This window comes from Ferrovibrio sp. (genome assembly GCF_041906005.1).
Lineage (GTDB): Bacteria > Pseudomonadota > Alphaproteobacteria > Ferrovibrionales > Ferrovibrionaceae > Ferrovibrio.
Genome location: NZ_JAYRJY010000001.1, coordinates 1,847,082 through 1,861,436 on the forward strand (window position 1 = coordinate 1,847,082; position 14,355 = coordinate 1,861,436).

At 64.7% G+C, this 14,355-nt stretch carries 13 protein-coding genes and 1 tRNA gene; 9 read left to right on the plus strand and 5 right to left on the minus strand.

Features of this window, described 5'->3' with window-relative positions:
• Window positions 1-102: 102 nt before the first annotated feature.
• From ACE3OO_RS08940 to tsaD, 3 genes are read right to left on the minus strand one after another with little or no spacing between them, the layout of a single operon-like run.
• Window positions 103-516: an EVE domain-containing protein gene (locus ACE3OO_RS08940; protein ID WP_374301910.1), complete on the minus strand. Its 414-nt coding sequence runs from the start codon at window positions 514-516 to the stop codon at window positions 103-105.
• A gap of 1 nt (window position 517) precedes the next feature.
• Window positions 518-1,516, minus strand: coding sequence for an NAD(P)H-dependent glycerol-3-phosphate dehydrogenase (locus ACE3OO_RS08945; protein ID WP_374301912.1), 999 nt, complete (start codon window positions 1,514-1,516; stop codon window positions 518-520).
• A gap of 10 nt (window positions 1,517-1,526) precedes the next feature.
• The gene (tsaD, locus tag ACE3OO_RS08950; protein WP_374301914.1) at window positions 1,527-2,597 is read right to left on the minus strand and encodes a tRNA (adenosine(37)-N6)-threonylcarbamoyltransferase complex transferase subunit TsaD; all 1,071 of its coding nucleotides are present in this window, start codon (window positions 2,595-2,597) and stop codon (window positions 1,527-1,529) included.
• A gap of 120 nt (window positions 2,598-2,717) precedes the next feature.
• On the opposite strand from tsaD, the gene hemC reads away from it, so the two are divergent.
• From hemC to ACE3OO_RS08970, 4 genes are read left to right on the plus strand one after another with little or no spacing between them, the layout of a single operon-like run.
• Window positions 2,718-3,662 (plus strand): hydroxymethylbilane synthase, encoded by a 945-nt coding sequence (gene hemC / locus ACE3OO_RS08955; protein WP_374301916.1) that lies wholly within the window; start codon window positions 2,718-2,720, stop codon window positions 3,660-3,662.
• Between the two features lies 1 nt (window position 3,663).
• The gene (locus ACE3OO_RS08960; RefSeq protein WP_374301918.1) at window positions 3,664-4,368 is read left to right on the plus strand and encodes a uroporphyrinogen-III synthase; all 705 of its coding nucleotides are present in this window, start codon (window positions 3,664-3,666) and stop codon (window positions 4,366-4,368) included.
• Between the two features lie 22 nt (window positions 4,369-4,390).
• A complete protein-coding gene (locus tag ACE3OO_RS08965; protein WP_374301920.1) occupies window positions 4,391-5,452 on the plus strand; it encodes a COG4223 family protein in 1,062 nt (353 codons plus the stop codon).
• 2 nt (window positions 5,453-5,454) lie between these two features.
• Window positions 5,455-6,774 carry a heme biosynthesis HemY N-terminal domain-containing protein gene (locus ACE3OO_RS08970; protein ID WP_374301922.1) on the plus strand — a complete coding sequence of 440 codons (1,320 nt, stop codon included), beginning with the start codon at window positions 5,455-5,457 and terminating at the stop codon, window positions 6,772-6,774.
• Window positions 6,775-6,777: 3 nt separating this feature from the next.
• Here the strand turns inward: ACE3OO_RS08970 and ACE3OO_RS08975 are convergent, their stop codons facing one another.
• Window positions 6,778-7,413, minus strand: coding sequence for a glutathione S-transferase family protein (locus ACE3OO_RS08975; RefSeq protein WP_374301924.1), 636 nt, complete (start codon window positions 7,411-7,413; stop codon window positions 6,778-6,780).
• A 179-nt stretch (window positions 7,414-7,592) separates the two neighbouring features.
• Here ACE3OO_RS08975 and ACE3OO_RS08980 point away from each other — a divergent pair.
• The 4 genes from ACE3OO_RS08980 to ACE3OO_RS08995 all read left to right on the plus strand — a co-directional run bounded on the left by ACE3OO_RS08980 (window position 7,593) and on the right by ACE3OO_RS08995 (window position 10,346).
• A tRNA-Thr gene (locus ACE3OO_RS08980) sits at window positions 7,593-7,668 on the plus strand.
• A gap of 227 nt (window positions 7,669-7,895) precedes the next feature.
• Window positions 7,896-8,300, plus strand: coding sequence for a hemerythrin family protein (locus tag ACE3OO_RS08985; RefSeq protein ID WP_374301925.1), 405 nt, complete (start codon window positions 7,896-7,898; stop codon window positions 8,298-8,300).
• A gap of 214 nt (window positions 8,301-8,514) precedes the next feature.
• Entirely contained in the window at window positions 8,515-9,075 is a 561-nt protein-coding gene (locus tag ACE3OO_RS08990) for a PAS domain-containing protein (RefSeq protein WP_374301927.1), read from the plus strand.
• 47 nt (window positions 9,076-9,122) lie between these two features.
• Window positions 9,123-10,346 carry a methyl-accepting chemotaxis protein gene (locus ACE3OO_RS08995; protein ID WP_374301929.1) on the plus strand — a complete coding sequence of 408 codons (1,224 nt, stop codon included), beginning with the start codon at window positions 9,123-9,125 and terminating at the stop codon, window positions 10,344-10,346.
• Window positions 10,347-10,361: 15 nt separating this feature from the next.
• Here the strand turns inward: ACE3OO_RS08995 and ACE3OO_RS09000 are convergent, their stop codons facing one another.
• Window positions 10,362-13,517 carry an EAL domain-containing protein gene (locus tag ACE3OO_RS09000; protein WP_374301932.1) on the minus strand — a complete coding sequence of 1,052 codons (3,156 nt, stop codon included), beginning with the start codon at window positions 13,515-13,517 and terminating at the stop codon, window positions 10,362-10,364.
• A gap of 181 nt (window positions 13,518-13,698) precedes the next feature.
• Here ACE3OO_RS09000 and ACE3OO_RS09005 point away from each other — a divergent pair, with 181 nt between their 5' ends.
• Window positions 13,699-14,340, plus strand: coding sequence for an FMN-binding negative transcriptional regulator (locus tag ACE3OO_RS09005; RefSeq protein ID WP_374301934.1), 642 nt, complete (start codon window positions 13,699-13,701; stop codon window positions 14,338-14,340).
• The last annotated feature ends 15 nt before the right edge of the window (window positions 14,341-14,355 follow it).

The following is a 14,355-nucleotide window of genomic DNA, read 5'->3' on the forward strand; positions in this document are numbered from 1 at the left end:
TTATTCGTCATGCTCGGACTTGGTCCGAGCATCCACGAGTTTTTTTGGAAGCAGGACGCGGATGCCCGGCACGAGGCCGGGCATGACGGTGTTTCGTCACAATCACGCACTCACGCCGCCCATCTTGCAGATCAGCTTCCAGCTCGCCGCATCCACCGGCGAAACCGACAGCCGCGACTGCCGCAGCAGGGCCAGGTCCTTCAGTTTCGGCTCGGCCTTGATCTGGGCGAGCGAGACTGGAGTCTTAAGAGGCATGAGCGCCTTCACGCTCACCATGCCGAACTTGCCGGTCTCGTCGGTGGGATCGGGGTGATACAGCTTGCATACCTCGACGATGCCGACGATCTGCTTCTCGTCGACCGAGTGATAGAAGAAGGCGCGATCGCCGAGTTTCATGGCCTTCATGTTATTGGCGGCCTGGTAATTGCGCACGCCGTTCCAGCTTTCGATCTTCTTTTTCACTTGCTGCTCCCACGACCAGGCGGAAGGCTCGGATTTCATCAGCCAGTAGTTCATGTCAGTCCTCGATTTTGAACGGTCGCGCCAACAGGGCGGTCAACATGGCCTCTATGCCGGCACCTCTATGCAGCACGGCATCCACCGCCTGGCAGATCGGCATCTCGATGTGATGGGCGCGCGCCAGCGTGTCGATGGCCTGCGCGGTATGCACGCCTTCGGCCACGGTGCGCCGGCCGGCCATCACCTCGGCCAGGCTTTTGCCCTCGCCCAGGGCGATGCCCAGCGACAGGTTGCGCGATTGCGGGCCGGTGCAGGTCAGCACCAGATCGCCCAGGCCCGAGAGGCCCATCAGCGTCTCGCGTTTCGCGCCGAGGCTGAGGCCCAGCCGACTCATCTCGGCCAGGCCGCGCGTGATCAGGGCGGCGCGTGCGTTGTCGCCCAGTTTGCGCCCCATCACGATGCCGCAGGCGATCGCCAGCACGTTCTTCACCGCGCCGCCGATCTGCGCGCCGGTCACATCATCGGAGAGATACGGCCGGAAGGTCGGCCGGCCCAGACGCTGCACCAGCGCCGCGCCCAAAGTTGCATCTGCGCAGGCGAGCGTCGCTGCCGCCGGCAGGCCGCGCGCGACTTCCGAGGCAAAGGTCGGCCCGGTCAGGATCGCCACCGGCCGCGCCGGCAGCACATCATGCAGCACTTCGCCGGGCAGCTTGCCGCTGCCGATCTCCACACCCTTGGCGGCGATCACCAGGGGCGCATGGCCGGGCAGGGTTTTCCAGATTTCCTGCGCGAAGGTCCGCAGGGTCTGCGCCGGCACGGCCAGCACCAGCGCGTCGCAGTCTTTCAGCGCGGCCAGATCGCTGGTGGCCTTCAGATTGGCAGGCAGTTCCACATCGGGCAGATACAGCGTATTGCGGTGCTGCGCGTTGATGTCGTCGACGACCTCGGCATTGCGTGCCCACAGCAATGTGTCGCCCTGCCCAGGATCATTACTGGCCGAGAGCGCCGCGAGTGCGGTGCCCCAGGCGCCGCCGCCGATGACGCCGATCCTTTTCATGCCCGCCACCTCATGCCTTGGCGCCGGCGAAGGGTTTCGCTGCTGCTTGTGCATCCAGCGGCCAGCGTGCGCGCGCCGGCGCTTCCAGCGTATCGATCATGTTTAAACGAAACCGCTCCAGCCCGGCCCAGGCGATCATCGCCCCATTGTCGGTGCAGAGTTTCAGCGGCGGCGCCGTGAAGCTCATGCCGTATTCCTCGGCCAGCGCCACCAGCCCCTCGCGCAGTTTCGCATTCGCCGCCACGCCGCCGGCCACCACAAAATGTTTCCCGCGTGCAGCATGAGATTCATCGAACATGGCGATGGCATGCCGTGCCCGGTCGAGGATCACGGCCATCACCGTGGCCTGGAAACTGGCGGCCAGGTCGGCCTTGTCCTGCTCCGATGGCTGCGGACCACAGCTTTCCAGCGCCAGCCGTACGGCCGTCTTCAGGCCGGAGAAGCTGAAATCGCAGCCCGGCTTGCGCCATAACGGCCGGGGCAATTCGAAGCGCGTGGCATCGCCCTGGCGCGCCAGCCGCTCGATGGCCGGCCCGCCGGGATAGCCCAGGCCCAGCAGCTTGGCGGTCTTGTCGAAGGCTTCGCCGGCCGCGTCGTCGATGGTTGTACCCAGCCGGCGATATTGCCCCACATCCTCGACGGACAGGAACTGGCAATGCCCGCCCGAGACCAGCAGCAGCAGATAGGGGAATGGCACGTCATCGCTTAAGCGCACCGACAGTGCATGGCCTTCCAGATGGTTCACGGCGATCAGCGGCTTGTTGGCGGCCCAGGCCAGCGTCTTGGCCGTCATCAGGCCGACCATCACGCCGCCGATCAGGCCCGGCCCGGCGGTGGCGGCGATGGCGTCCAGGTCGGCCAGGCCGATGCCGGCCGCATGCAGGCTTTCGGCCACCAGGCCGTCCAGATGCTCGATATGGGCGCGGGAGGCGATTTCCGGCACCACGCCGCCATAGGGCGCGTGTTCCCTCAGTTGCGAGAACAGGCTATGACTGACAATGCGCCGCGCCGGATCGCCCGTATCCTGCACCACGGCACAGGCGGTCTCGTCGCAACTGGTTTCGATGCCCAGAACAAGCATCCGCCGGTGGTCCGTGTCCGTTTCAGTCGGTAGGAAATATAGAGTAGGCCTAGCATTATGACACCGCCGCAGCAAGCACAGGCCAGACAAACACAGGCCAGGCAAGCAAAGGGCAAGCATGTGACTCCGGGCAAGCCCGTTCTCACCATCGGCACGCGCGGTTCGCCCCTGGCCCTGGCCCAGGCGCACGAAACCCGCGACCGCCTGCTGGCCGCCCATCCCGACCTGCGCGATGGCGACATCGTCATCCGCATCATCAAGACCACGGGCGACCAGATCCAGGACCGCGCGCTGGCCGAGGCCGGGGGCAAGGGCCTGTTCACCAAGGAGATCGAGGACGCCCTGCTGGATGGCGGCATCGACCTGGCCGTGCATTCCATGAAGGACATGCCGACCCAGTTGCCGCCCGGGCTTGCCATGGCCGCCTATCTGCCGCGCGAGGATGTGCGCGACGTGCTGCTGGCCCTGAAACCCACCGCGCTTTCCGCCCTGCCGCAGGGCGCCATTGTCGGCACCTCGTCGCTGCGGCGCAAATCCTTCCTGCTGGCGCGCCGTCCCGATCTGCAGGTGGTCACCTTCCGCGGCAATGTGCAGACCCGCATGCGCAAGCTGGAGGACGGCATCGTCTCGGCCACCTTCCTGGCGCTGGCCGGCCTGCACCGCCTGAAACTCGCGCCGCCGGGCATGCAGGTATTATCCACCGACGAAATGCTGCCTGCCGTGGCGCAGGGTGCCATCGGCATCGAATGCCGCGACGGCGACGCCCGCGTGCTGGATCTCCTCGCACCGCTTGACGATGCCGCCACGCGCATCCGTGTCGAAGCCGAGCGCGCGCTGCTCGCCGTGCTGGACGGCTCCTGCCGCACGCCGATTGCGGCGCTGGCTGAACTCGATGGCCCAGGAGCAAATTCTGCCATGCGCCTGCGCGGCGCCATCGCGCGGCCCGATGGCAGCGAGCTGATCGAGATCGAGCGCAATGGCACGGCGAGGGATGGCGTTGCCATGGGCCGCGATGCCGGCGCCGAACTCAAAGGCCGCATCGGCCCGGATTTCTTCAAACCCTGACATGCGCGCGCTGATCACGCGGCCCGAACAGGAAGCGGAAAATCTGCACCGCAAATTGCAAGCGCGCGGCATCCAGGCCGATTGCGCACCGCTATTGGCGATCGATATTTATCGCGACGTAGCGCTGCCGCTGCAGGATGTGACGGCAGTGCTGTTCACCTCGATCAACGGCGCGCGCGCTTTTTGCGCCAATTCGCCACGCCGGGACCTTGCCGTCTATGCCGTGGGCGAAGCCACGGCGACAGCGGCCCGTGCCGAGGGATTCAGTGTTGTCGAGGCGGCCGGCGGCGATGTCGAGAAACTCGCGGCACTGGTGCGCCAGCGGCATCGCCCGGCAGATGGCGCGCTGCTGCATGCGGCCGGCGCCACGCTGGCGGGCGACCTGCAGGCCATGTTGCAGGCCGATGGCTACGATGTTCGTCGCGTCACGCTGTATGCAGCCAAACCTGCCGTGGCCCTGCCCGCAGCAGTGGCAACGGATTTCGCGGCCGGACGGTATGGCGCAGCGCTGTTTTTCTCTCCCCGCACGGCGGCGGTATTTGTTACGCTGGCCCAGCAGGCCGGTATCGGCGGCGGGGCTGCCGCCTGTACGGCACTGGCCCTGAGTGCGAATGTGGCCGCCATGCTGGCGCCGCTGGGCTGGGCGGAAATCCGCATCGCGGCCACGCCGCGCGAGGATGATATGCTCGCCCTGCTGGATGAATGACAACGAACCGGTCGGATGGATCATGAGCGACAAGCCGGACAAGGACAGGATCATCGATGCCGAGGTCGAGCCGCTCGGCGGCAAGCGTGGCCGTTCTGCCAAGTCCGCTTTGCTGCTGGTCGCGGCGGTAATCGTCAGCATAGGCGTTGCCGTCGGCTGGCATTTCTGGAGTAGCGGCAAGCTCGATACGATGGTCGCCGGCAAGACTGCAACGCAGGCCACCATTGCCGTGCCCCAATCGGCACCGGCATCGGCACCTGCGGCTGCGTCGGCTTCCATGCCCGACGCCGCTTTGCTTGCCCGGCAGGATGAACAGGAAAAGCGCCTGGCCGCGCTTACTGCCAGCCTAGAACGGCTGCAACAATTGCCGGCCGCCAATGCCGGCACCGATCCCGCGCTGTTGCAGAAATTGGCCGAGCTGGAACAGCAGATGGCAAGTCTGCGTCAGGCGCAGGAATCGAATGCCGCGCAGCGCAACGCATTGCAGACCCAGCTCGCCGACCTGCAGGCGCGCTTCACGGCGCTCAGCGAGGCGCGGCTCAATGCATTGCGCGAACCGTTGCTGCAGCTCATCGCCTTTTCCGAAGCGCGCGAGCAGGCACGGCGCGGCAGCACCTTTGCCCGCGAAGCTACGTTGCTGGGCACTTACGCCGAGGCCCAGGGCGGGGCGCTGAAAGCGGCCTTCGCCGGCTTGCAACCTTTTGCCGAACGCCGCATTCCGCCGGTCGCGGTTCTGGCTGCCCGCTTTCCCAGCCTGGCCGAGCAGCAGCGTGTCATGCCGGGCAGCGAAACCGCCGCGGCAGCCGAGAAGCCATGGTGGCAGCGCGCCGTCGATCGCCTCACCGGCCTGGTCAGCATCCGTCGCGTTGGCAGCATCGACAGCGCGTCTGTTGAAGGCAGGCTGGAAGCCGCCGAGGCCGCCCTGCGCGACGGCGATCTGGCCGCCGCGGTGGTGGCGTTGGATGGCATGACCCTGATTCCGGCCTTGCAGGATTGGCGCGATCAGGCGCAGGCGCGGCTCGATCTCGATGCCGCGCTGGATGCCCATGGTGTGGCCCTGCGTTCGCATCTGGCGATCCACTGATCATGCTGCGTCTGGTCAGGACAGCGATTGGCCTTGTTCTGCTGATGGTGGTGGCCGGTTTGGCCGCCTGGATCGCCGACCAGCCCGGCCGCATCCGCATCAGCTGGTTCGATCATATCATCGAAGCGCCGGCACCGCTGCTGGCGCTGGGTGTCGTGCTGCTGGTGGTGGCCGCTTTCATCCTGACATGGATCGTCGCCTGGGCTGTTGCCCTGCCGCAGCGTCGCCGGCTGAAACGCCAGGCCAAGGGCTATGCCAATTTTGCCGCCGGCATGGTGGCAGTGGCCGCCGGAGAGGCGGATCGCGCCGCCAAACTGGCTGCCAAAGCGCAGAAGCAACTCGATGATCCCGCGCTGGCACGCCTGCTGGCGGCCCATGCGGCGCAACTTGCCGGCAGAAACGAAGACGCTCAGCGCGCCTTCACCGCGCTGAGCCAGGATCCGGGCACGGCCTTTCTCGGTACGCGCGGCCTGCTGGCCGATGCACGCGGTCGCGGCGACCGCGTGGCGGCTTTGCAGCTGGCCGCCCGCGCCTCCGCATTGCGTCCAGCCTCGCCCTTCGCCGCCGAAGCCGAGTTGCGGTTGCTGGTCGAATCCGGTGACTGGGCCGGAGCGCGCAAGCGACTGGAGCAGGCGCGGCGGAAAAAAGCCGTCAGCCGCGAAGCGGCCTCGGCGCTGGATGCCCGCCTCGATCTGGCCGAAGCGCAGGCAGCACTGCACTCGGGCGATCTGCGCATGGCGCGCCAGCATGCCGAAAAGGCGGCACGATTGCTGCCCGAGCACCCGGTGCCACCCTTGCTGCTGGCGCGTGCAGCCGACCATCACGCTGCCCGGGAAGCGGCCGCCAAGCTGTTGCGCGTTGCCTTTGCGCGCCGGCCATCCGAAGCATTGGCGAATGCCTGGCTAGCCTTGCAGCAGGATGTGACGTCTGCGGATTTGCTGGCGCGGGCTGAGGCTTTTGTGGCCGAACGCCGGCCAGAGGTTGAAAGCCGCCTGTTGCTGGCGGCTGCCGCATTGCAGGCCCATGATTTCGCCGCCGCCCGTGAAGCCCTGGATCAACTGGCCGGGCGCGGCGGCAGTTGGGCGGCGCGATTGCAGGCGCGGCTGGCGCAAGAGGGGGATGGTGATGACGTCGTGGCGGATCGTTGGCGGGCCAGCATCCGCAGCGACCTGTGGCAGTGCGGCCATTGCGGCACGGGCCATGCCGAGTGGCATTTGCTCTGCCCCGATTGCGGCAGTTTCGACAGCCTAGATCCCACCCGGCTGGGCGAGGCCGCGCCGCTGGCGGCGCCACCGCGGCCGTTACTGCTGGAAAAGCATTGAGGATCAGCGAACCGCGTCCTGGTCGCCTTTGGGCAGCAGGTCGTAGGGCGGTTTGAATCCGGGCAGGGCAACGATGCGGTCCCACCAGGATTTCACATTGGGATAGTCGCTCGGCTCGAATTTCGCCTCGGCCATATGCACCACGGCGGCGAAGACGGCAATATCGGCGATGGTAGGGCGTTCGCCAACCAGGAAGCGTTTACCTTCCAGCAGCGCGTTGAACTGGCCCAGCACCATCTCGGCGTATTTGCGGATATATTCCAGCACGGCCGGATCGGGCTTGGCGAAACGCTCGAAGAACCGGGTGCGGCTGAGCGAGGATTCCAGGCGATCGGTTTCCCACATCAGCCATTCCCGAATGCGCTGATGCTCCTCGGATGTGGCGCCGCCGAACTTGCCGGTCTGCTCTGCCAGATAGGTCAGGATGGCGGCGGACTGACACATCTTCAGGCCGTCATGCACCAGGGCCGGCACCTGGCCAAAGCGGTTGAGCGCCAGGAAATCGGGGGTCTTGTGCTGGCCTTTGGCCAAATCGACATGGCGGTAATCGAATGGCAGGCCGCACAGCGCCAGCATCAGGCCGACCTTGTAGGTCGGCGCAGACAGAAAACTGCCATACAGCGTATAGGCGACAGCCATATATTCCACTCTCCCTCTCGCCCCGTCCGCCCGGCACATGCCGCGCGCGGCTCTCCGGCCAACAACAAGCACTTGTATTGCCGGTATTATTTTGGCCGGTTTTGCGACTTGCCAAGCCGGGCGCCGACCCGTATTTTCCGCGCGCAGCCCGCCCGGGTCAACCCGGGTTCGGCCGCCTGGCCGGCGTAGCTCAGTTGGTAGAGCAAGACTTTCGTAAAGTCGAGGTCGGGGGTTCAAGTCCCTCCGCCGGCACCATTTTGCCGTTTCCCGCACCGGCTATTTCCCGCACCGGCTATTTCCACACCATCGCAACATCTGGGCCGATCTGTGTGCTAGATCACAGCCCGCCAGAGATCGCGCCGTCGCCTGCATCATGTCGCCTGCTATACAGCGCGGCATCCAACAGAACCCGGCCCTGAACCCGGCCCTGAACCCGGCGAAGCCATGCTTGGTCAGTCCAAGTGCGGAGCGTTAGCGAAAAGATGTCTGTTTTCAAATTGCCCATGGTTGCTGAATTCGGCTTCGGCAACATTGATGCCGAACACCAGGACATCGCCGATTGCATCAACGATTGCCTGGTGACCGCGGCAAAGGGCAATGATGCCTTGCCGCTGCAGCATTTGACGATGCTGCGGCAGAAAATGGCCGGACATTTCCGGAATGAGGAGGCCCTGATGGAAGACCTCGGTTTTCCGTTGCTGGCGCCGCACCGCGGCCATCACCGCAATATCCTGGACAAGCTCGATCGCCTGCAGGCGGATTGCGCCCGGAAGGGCGGGGTCAGTCTCAACGATGTGCGCGGTTTTCTCGAGGGCCTGATCGAGGACGTGCTCCACGCGGATCTGCCGTTCAAGACCTTCCTGTATGAGCGCGAAATCCTGCGCTGAATTTCGGCTGCGCGCGTAAATCGTATTGACTCACTAATAAATCGCGGCACTATTCTTTTTTTCGTATGCTTCCAACAGGACGATGCAATCTCTGGCTGCGGTGAATTTTTGCCCATAATCAAAAAAACACGTCGCAAGCGGATGACCTGATGACAATCTTCTGTGATCTTCCAGCCAGCACACTTGCATAGCGTAAAAAGATCGCGAGAGATCAATGCCGCGCCCGCAGCCAACCAAGACAGAACGCACTTTCGGCGATGATGAAATCATCGTCAGCAAGACAGATCCGAAAGGCCGGATTCTGTATGCCAACGAGGTGTTCTGCCGCGTCGGTCTCTATGAGGAACATGAGCTGGTGGGCCAGCCGCATTCCATCATGCGCCACCCCGATATGCCGCGCGCGGTATTCCACTTGCTGTGGCAGACGATCGCGAGCGGACGCGAGATTTTCGCCTATGTGAAAAACATGGCCAAGAACGGCGATTATTACTGGGTGTTCGCCCATGTGACGCCGAGTTATGGCAGGGATGGCCAGATTGATGGCTACCACTCCAACCGCCGCCGGCCGCGTGCGGTGGCGATCCGGCAGATCGAACAGCTTTATGCCAAGCTGCTGGAAGAAGAAAACCGCCATGCCGACCGCAAGCAGGGCTTGGCCGCCAGCGTGAAACTGCTGGAAAATATCCTGGCCGAACGCGGCCAGAGCTATGAAGAATTCGTGTTCTCGCTCGATGAAGCCGAGCGCAACGCCCGCGCCGGCAAGCAGGCGGCCTGAGAGCTGCCGCAAGCTGAGACGCGCGTAAACGATATCGGAGGGTGATAATGGCTCTTTTTGGCAAGGATCGACGACAGAAAGTTCTCGATGAACTTGCAAGTGTCTGTGACAAGGCTGCCGCCGGCGACCTGTCGGTGCGCGTGGTCGACACCCAGTCACATGGCGAGCTGGCGCCGGTGCTGCAGAGTCTGAACCGCCTGCTTGATCGCACCGATGCCTTCATCCGGGAATCCGGCGCCTCGCTGACCTATGCCGCGGAAGGCAAGTTCTATCGTCCCTTCCTGCTGCGCGGCATGCCGGGCGATTTCCGCCGTGGCGCGCAGGTGATCAACAATGCGCGCGAGTCCATGCACCAGAAGGCGCTGGCCGCCACCGCGCTGGAAAAACAGGTGGCCGAGCAGCGCGCCGCCATGGAAAGCCAGGCCCGCAGTGAACGCCAGCAACTGGCCGATCAGTTCGAACGCGACGTGATGTCGATCGTCGGCGCCGTCCAGGGTTCGGCCAGCATGCTGTATGCCAACGCCGCCACCATGGCCGGCGAAATCCAGGCCGTGCATACCAAGGCGGATTCCGTATCGCAGTCGGCCGGCAATGCCACCCATAATGCGCAGGCGGTTGCCGCCGCCGCAGAACAGCTCAGCGCCTCGGTAGCCGAGATCGACCGCCAGGTGCGCGATTCCCGGATCGCCAGTGAAGCGGTGAAAGAGGAAGTGTCGCGCGCCAGCCTGGCCGTGCAGGAACTGGCCAGCGCCAACCGCAAGATCGACGAGGTGGTGGAATTCATCAAGTCGGTCGCCTTCCAGACCAACCTGCTGGCGCTGAATGCCAGTGTGGAAGCCGCCCGTGCCGGTGAAGCCGGCAAGGGCTTTGCCGTGGTGGCGCAGGAAGTACGCAACCTTGCGCAGAAGACGGCTGAGGCAGCCAAGAGCATCGCCGATCAGATTTCCGCGATCCAGCATGCTTCCGACAAGACGGTTGCGGCCATCGAGATCATCAAAAACCAGTCCGAGACGCTGAACGAACGCGTCGGCCTGATGTCGGAATCGGTGCAGGAGCAGGCTGGCGCCACCGAGAATATCAGCAACAACATCCAGGACGCCGCCGCGGGCATCGAAAGCGTGTCCTCGAACGTGCACGAGATCAGCAGCGCCGCCGGCACGGCCGGCGAGGTGGCCGATCAGGTCAGCAGCTCGGTCACCAGCCTCAACGATCAGGCCGGCCAGCTCGGTACCCAGGTGCGCAATTTCCTCGGTTATATCCGCGCGCTCTAAGGGCGCGGGGCAGCGTCACGCCGTTGCCGGCGTCTCCATGCTGTAATTGCGGGCAAAGGCCGGCAGCTCGTCTGCCGGCATCGGCCGCGCGATGAGGAAGCCCTGGCCGTAATCACAGCCGGCGCGACGCAGGAAAGCCATCTGCGCCGGCGTCTCTATGCCCTCGGCCACCACTTCCAGTCCCAGATCGTGGGCGATGTCGATGATGGTATGCACCAAACGCTCGCCGCGATCCGTGCCGATCTCGGAAACGAAGGCGTGGTCGATCTTCACCAGATGCGCCGGCAGGCGCGCCAGATAGCTGAGTGACGAATAACCGGTGCCGAAATCGTCCAGCGCGATTTTCACCCCGGCCCTGGCCAGGCGGTCGAGCGTGTCGAGATGGGCGCGGTCGCCCGACAGCATCAGGGTCTCGGTGATTTCGATGGTCAGCGGTTGGGCAATATCGGTCATCCCTTCCAGGGCGGTCGCCACGCGGTTGTCGAAATCCCCCGCCTTGATCTGCTCGGCCGAGACATTGATGGCAATCTCTATATCAAGGCCGGCATCGTGCCAGGCGCGGCGCTGCCGGATCGCTTCGGCCAGCACACGGTCGCCCAGCAGACCGATCAGGCCATATGATTCGGCAAAGGGGATGAATTGCACCGGGCCCAGCAGGCCGCGTTGCGGATGCAGCCAGCGCGCCAGCCCTTCCGCTTTCACGATCCGGCCGCTGCGCAGGTCGGCAATCGGCTGGTAATGCAGGGTCACGCCCTCTTCCTGTAGCGCGGCCCGCAGCTCGGCCACGATGGTCAGCCGCTCGTCGACACTTTCCTGCATATCCGCGGTGAAGAAGCGGCAGGTATTGCGCCCGGCTTCCTTGGCGGCATACATGGCGGCATCGGCATGTTTGATCAGGTCGTCGCCGGAACGGCCATCATTGGGGAATACGCTGATCCCGATGCTGCCCGAGATGAAATAGTCATGCCCATCGATGCGATAGGCCCGCGACAGCACGGCATTGATCTTTTCGGCCACCAGCCTGGCATCTTCTGCCGTGCCGATCTCGTCCAGCAACACCACGAATTCGTCGCCGCCCAGGCGGGCCACCGTATCGCTTTCACGCACTGCGCTCTGCAGGCGTCGTGCAGTCTGCATCAGCAGCGCATCGCCGGCCGTGTGGCCCAGCGAGTCGTTGATTTCCTTGAAATGATCCAGGTCGATCATCAGCACGGCACCCGGCCGGCCATGGCGCATCGCACGCATGATGGCCTGGTGCAGGCGGTCGTTCAGCAGCCGTCGGTTTGGCAGTTCGGTCAGCATGTCGTAATGCGCCTGCCAGGTCACGCGCGCTTCGGCCTCCTTGCGGCTGGTGATGTCGATGAACATGCCGATATAGCTGGTCGGATTTCCGGCCGAGTCGTTGATCTGCGTGATCGACAACCACTCGCAATACACATTGCCGTCCTTGCGGCGGTTCCACACCTCGCCCTGCCAGATGCCTGTCGTGCGCAGCGTCTGCCACATCGCGGCATAGAATTCGCGATCCTGCCGGCCGGATGACAGCAGCGACGGATTCTTGCCGATCACCTCGATGGCGTCATAGCCGGTAATGGCGCTGAAAGCCGGATTGACCGTCATGATCCGGTTGTCGCGATCGCAGACGATAATGGCCTGCGGCGAATTGTCGAACACGGCAGCGGCCTGGCGCAGTTGCAGCTCCATGGCCTTGCGCGGCGTAATATCGGAATGGGTGCCAATGGCACGCGTGGGCTTGCCATTCTCGTCATGGGATACGACCTTGCCGCGCACCAGCGCCCACATATAGGTGCCGGCCTTGGTCCGCAGCCGCATCTCGATGTTCAAACGCTCGGTCTCGCCGTTGCGAAAGGCATTGATGCGCTGGATCGCCTGCTTGGAATCCAGCGGATGCAGCAGATGAAACACGGTCTGCAGCATCGGTGGCAATTCACTGTTCCGATAACCCATCCGCGACAAAAACAGCGGGCTGAATTCCATATGGTCGTGGACGATGTCGTATTCCCATACGCCTTCTTCGGCACCATCCAGCGCATGCTTCAGCCGCTCCTCGCTCTGGCGTATCGCCTGTTCGCGACTGACAACGGTTTCGATCAGACGGTTGACGCCACGAATGATGGTCTGGATTTCCAGCGCGCCGGTCGGCCGCAGCGCCTCGACGCGCTCGCCCTGGGCGGCGCGATGCAGCAATGCGGCCAGGCCATAGACCGGTTCGGCGACGCGCCGGCCGATCAGGCGCAGGATCGCCAGCATGGCGATGATGGCGGCCAAGCCGAGGCCCGCCTGCAATCCCGCCGACCGCCAGACCTGCGCCAGCAACGGTTCGGCCGGCAGGCTGGCCACCACGCGCCAGCCCACCTGGGGCAGATCGCGACTGGCGGCGATCATGCTGTACGGCATGCGCTCATCCTGCACCAGCGGCTCGTTGGCGAGCTGTTCGGTGGTTTGGGTGAACACGCGCCAGTCCGGCGCCGGACGGCCCAGCCGTATGGCCGGGTTGCTGCTGAAAATCACGTTGCCGCGCGGGCTGATGACGTAGAAATCGCTGCTGGCCGCACGGCCTTCCTGGGCCGGCGGGAATTTCTCCAGATCCAGCGGCAGCAGCACGGCGCCGGTCAATTGGCCGGCGGCATCGCGCAGCGGCACGGCAAAGGCGACCAGCATCCGGTCGGTGATGGTGCCGCGCACCGGTTCGCTGACGGCGAAGTCGCTTTGGGCATTTCCCTGGCCGAACCGCTCCAGCAGCGATGGCCAGGAGCGTGTCTGCGGTGGCCGCGGTGCCAGCGGCGAGGCGGAACAGATCGGTATGCCGTTGCGATCCACCGTGACCAGCGTGGTGTAGCGCGGCAGTAGCAGGGCGGAATCGTCGAAGACTTCGCGGCAGCGCTGCGGATCCAGCGCGGTGACGCCGGGATGGCGAACCAGATTGCGGAGGATGCGCTCGGAATTGTCGAGCACGATGCCGACCTGGGCGGCGGCGGCGGCGGCGGTCAGATCGGCGGTGGCATGGGCGGCGGCGATGCGGGTGCGGTAATCCCCGACAATGTGCAGCCCCAATGCCGCCAGCAGGCAGAGGGCCACGCTGGCGAGCAGGATCTGGACATAATACCGCAACGGCCGGGCCGGCTGTCCGGTGGGGTCGGTTCGCGCCATGGCGCAGGGCTACCCCAGTGATGCCGGAAAAATAAGGTATAGATTTGATAATACGCTGAAAATTGCCCCTTCTGCGGGGTGCGACGGGGACAATCGGGGGTGCAATTTCCCGCTTGCCCTACAGAGCGGGGCAGATGTTTGATCGCGCACCACCCGCAATCATCAACACCCGGTCCGTCCAATGTATGTCCCTGCCCATTTTGCCGTCCGTGACGCGGCCCCCCTGCAGGCCCTGATTGCCGAGAACGCCTTCGGCCTGCTGGTTTCCGGCGGGATGGAAGACATGGTGGCCAGCCATGTGCCTTTCCTGTACGAGCCCGGCCACGGCCCCCACGGCCGGCTGGTCTGCCATCTGGCGGCCGCCAATGGCCAGGCGGCGGCGTTGGACGGGCGGCCGGTGCTCTGCATTTTCCAGGGCGTGCATGGCTATGTGTCGCCGAACTGGTACGCGAAGAAGCCGGCCGTGCCGACCTGGAATTACGCCGCCGTTCACGCTTATGGCCGTGCCACGGTCACCCGCGACCCGGCCCGCTTGCGCGATATCGTCGAACGTCTGACGGCGGTTTACGAGGGAGCGGATGGCTGGAAACTGAGCGATGAGCCGGAGAGTTTCGCCGCCGGCCTGCTGCGTGGCATCGTCGGTGTCGAGATTCCGGTCGAGCGGCTGGAAGGCAAGTTCAAGCTGAGCCAGAACCGGCCGGCGGCTGATGTCACCGGGGTGATCGCCAATCTGCGCCGGCTGGGGGGCGATGCGAATATCGCCCTGGCCGAGGCGATGCAGCAGGCAGCGGAAGACGCCGCCGCCCGCCGATCTCAAGATTAGGCAGGGAAAAGCCGC

What these genes read in the sequence shown, in the direction of transcription:
- ACE3OO_RS08960 (WP_374301918.1), top strand. Translation starts at nt 3,664, where the DNA reads ATGCGCGCGCTGATCACGCGGCCCGAACAGGAAGCGGAAAATCTGCAC.
- ACE3OO_RS08975 (WP_374301924.1), bottom strand. Translation starts at nt 7,413, where the DNA reads ATGGCTGTCGCCTATACGCTGTATGGCAGTTTTCTGTCTGCGCCGACC.
- ACE3OO_RS08995 (WP_374301929.1), top strand. Translation starts at nt 9,123, where the DNA reads ATGGCTCTTTTTGGCAAGGATCGACGACAGAAAGTTCTCGATGAACTT.
- ACE3OO_RS08940 (WP_374301910.1), bottom strand. Translation starts at nt 516, where the DNA reads ATGAACTACTGGCTGATGAAATCCGAGCCTTCCGCCTGGTCGTGGGAG.
- ACE3OO_RS09005 (WP_374301934.1), top strand. Translation starts at nt 13,699, where the DNA reads ATGTATGTCCCTGCCCATTTTGCCGTCCGTGACGCGGCCCCCCTGCAG.
- ACE3OO_RS09000 (WP_374301932.1), bottom strand. Translation starts at nt 13,517, where the DNA reads ATGGCGCGAACCGACCCCACCGGACAGCCGGCCCGGCCGTTGCGGTAT.
- ACE3OO_RS08945 (WP_374301912.1), bottom strand. Translation starts at nt 1,516, where the DNA reads ATGAAAAGGATCGGCGTCATCGGCGGCGGCGCCTGGGGCACCGCACTC.
- ACE3OO_RS08985 (WP_374301925.1), top strand. Translation starts at nt 7,896, where the DNA reads ATGTCTGTTTTCAAATTGCCCATGGTTGCTGAATTCGGCTTCGGCAAC.
- ACE3OO_RS08965 (WP_374301920.1), top strand. Translation starts at nt 4,391, where the DNA reads ATGAGCGACAAGCCGGACAAGGACAGGATCATCGATGCCGAGGTCGAG.
- ACE3OO_RS08970 (WP_374301922.1), top strand. Translation starts at nt 5,455, where the DNA reads ATGCTGCGTCTGGTCAGGACAGCGATTGGCCTTGTTCTGCTGATGGTG.
- ACE3OO_RS08990 (WP_374301927.1), top strand. Translation starts at nt 8,515, where the DNA reads ATGCCGCGCCCGCAGCCAACCAAGACAGAACGCACTTTCGGCGATGAT.
- tsaD (WP_374301914.1), bottom strand. Translation starts at nt 2,597, where the DNA reads ATGCTTGTTCTGGGCATCGAAACCAGTTGCGACGAGACCGCCTGTGCC.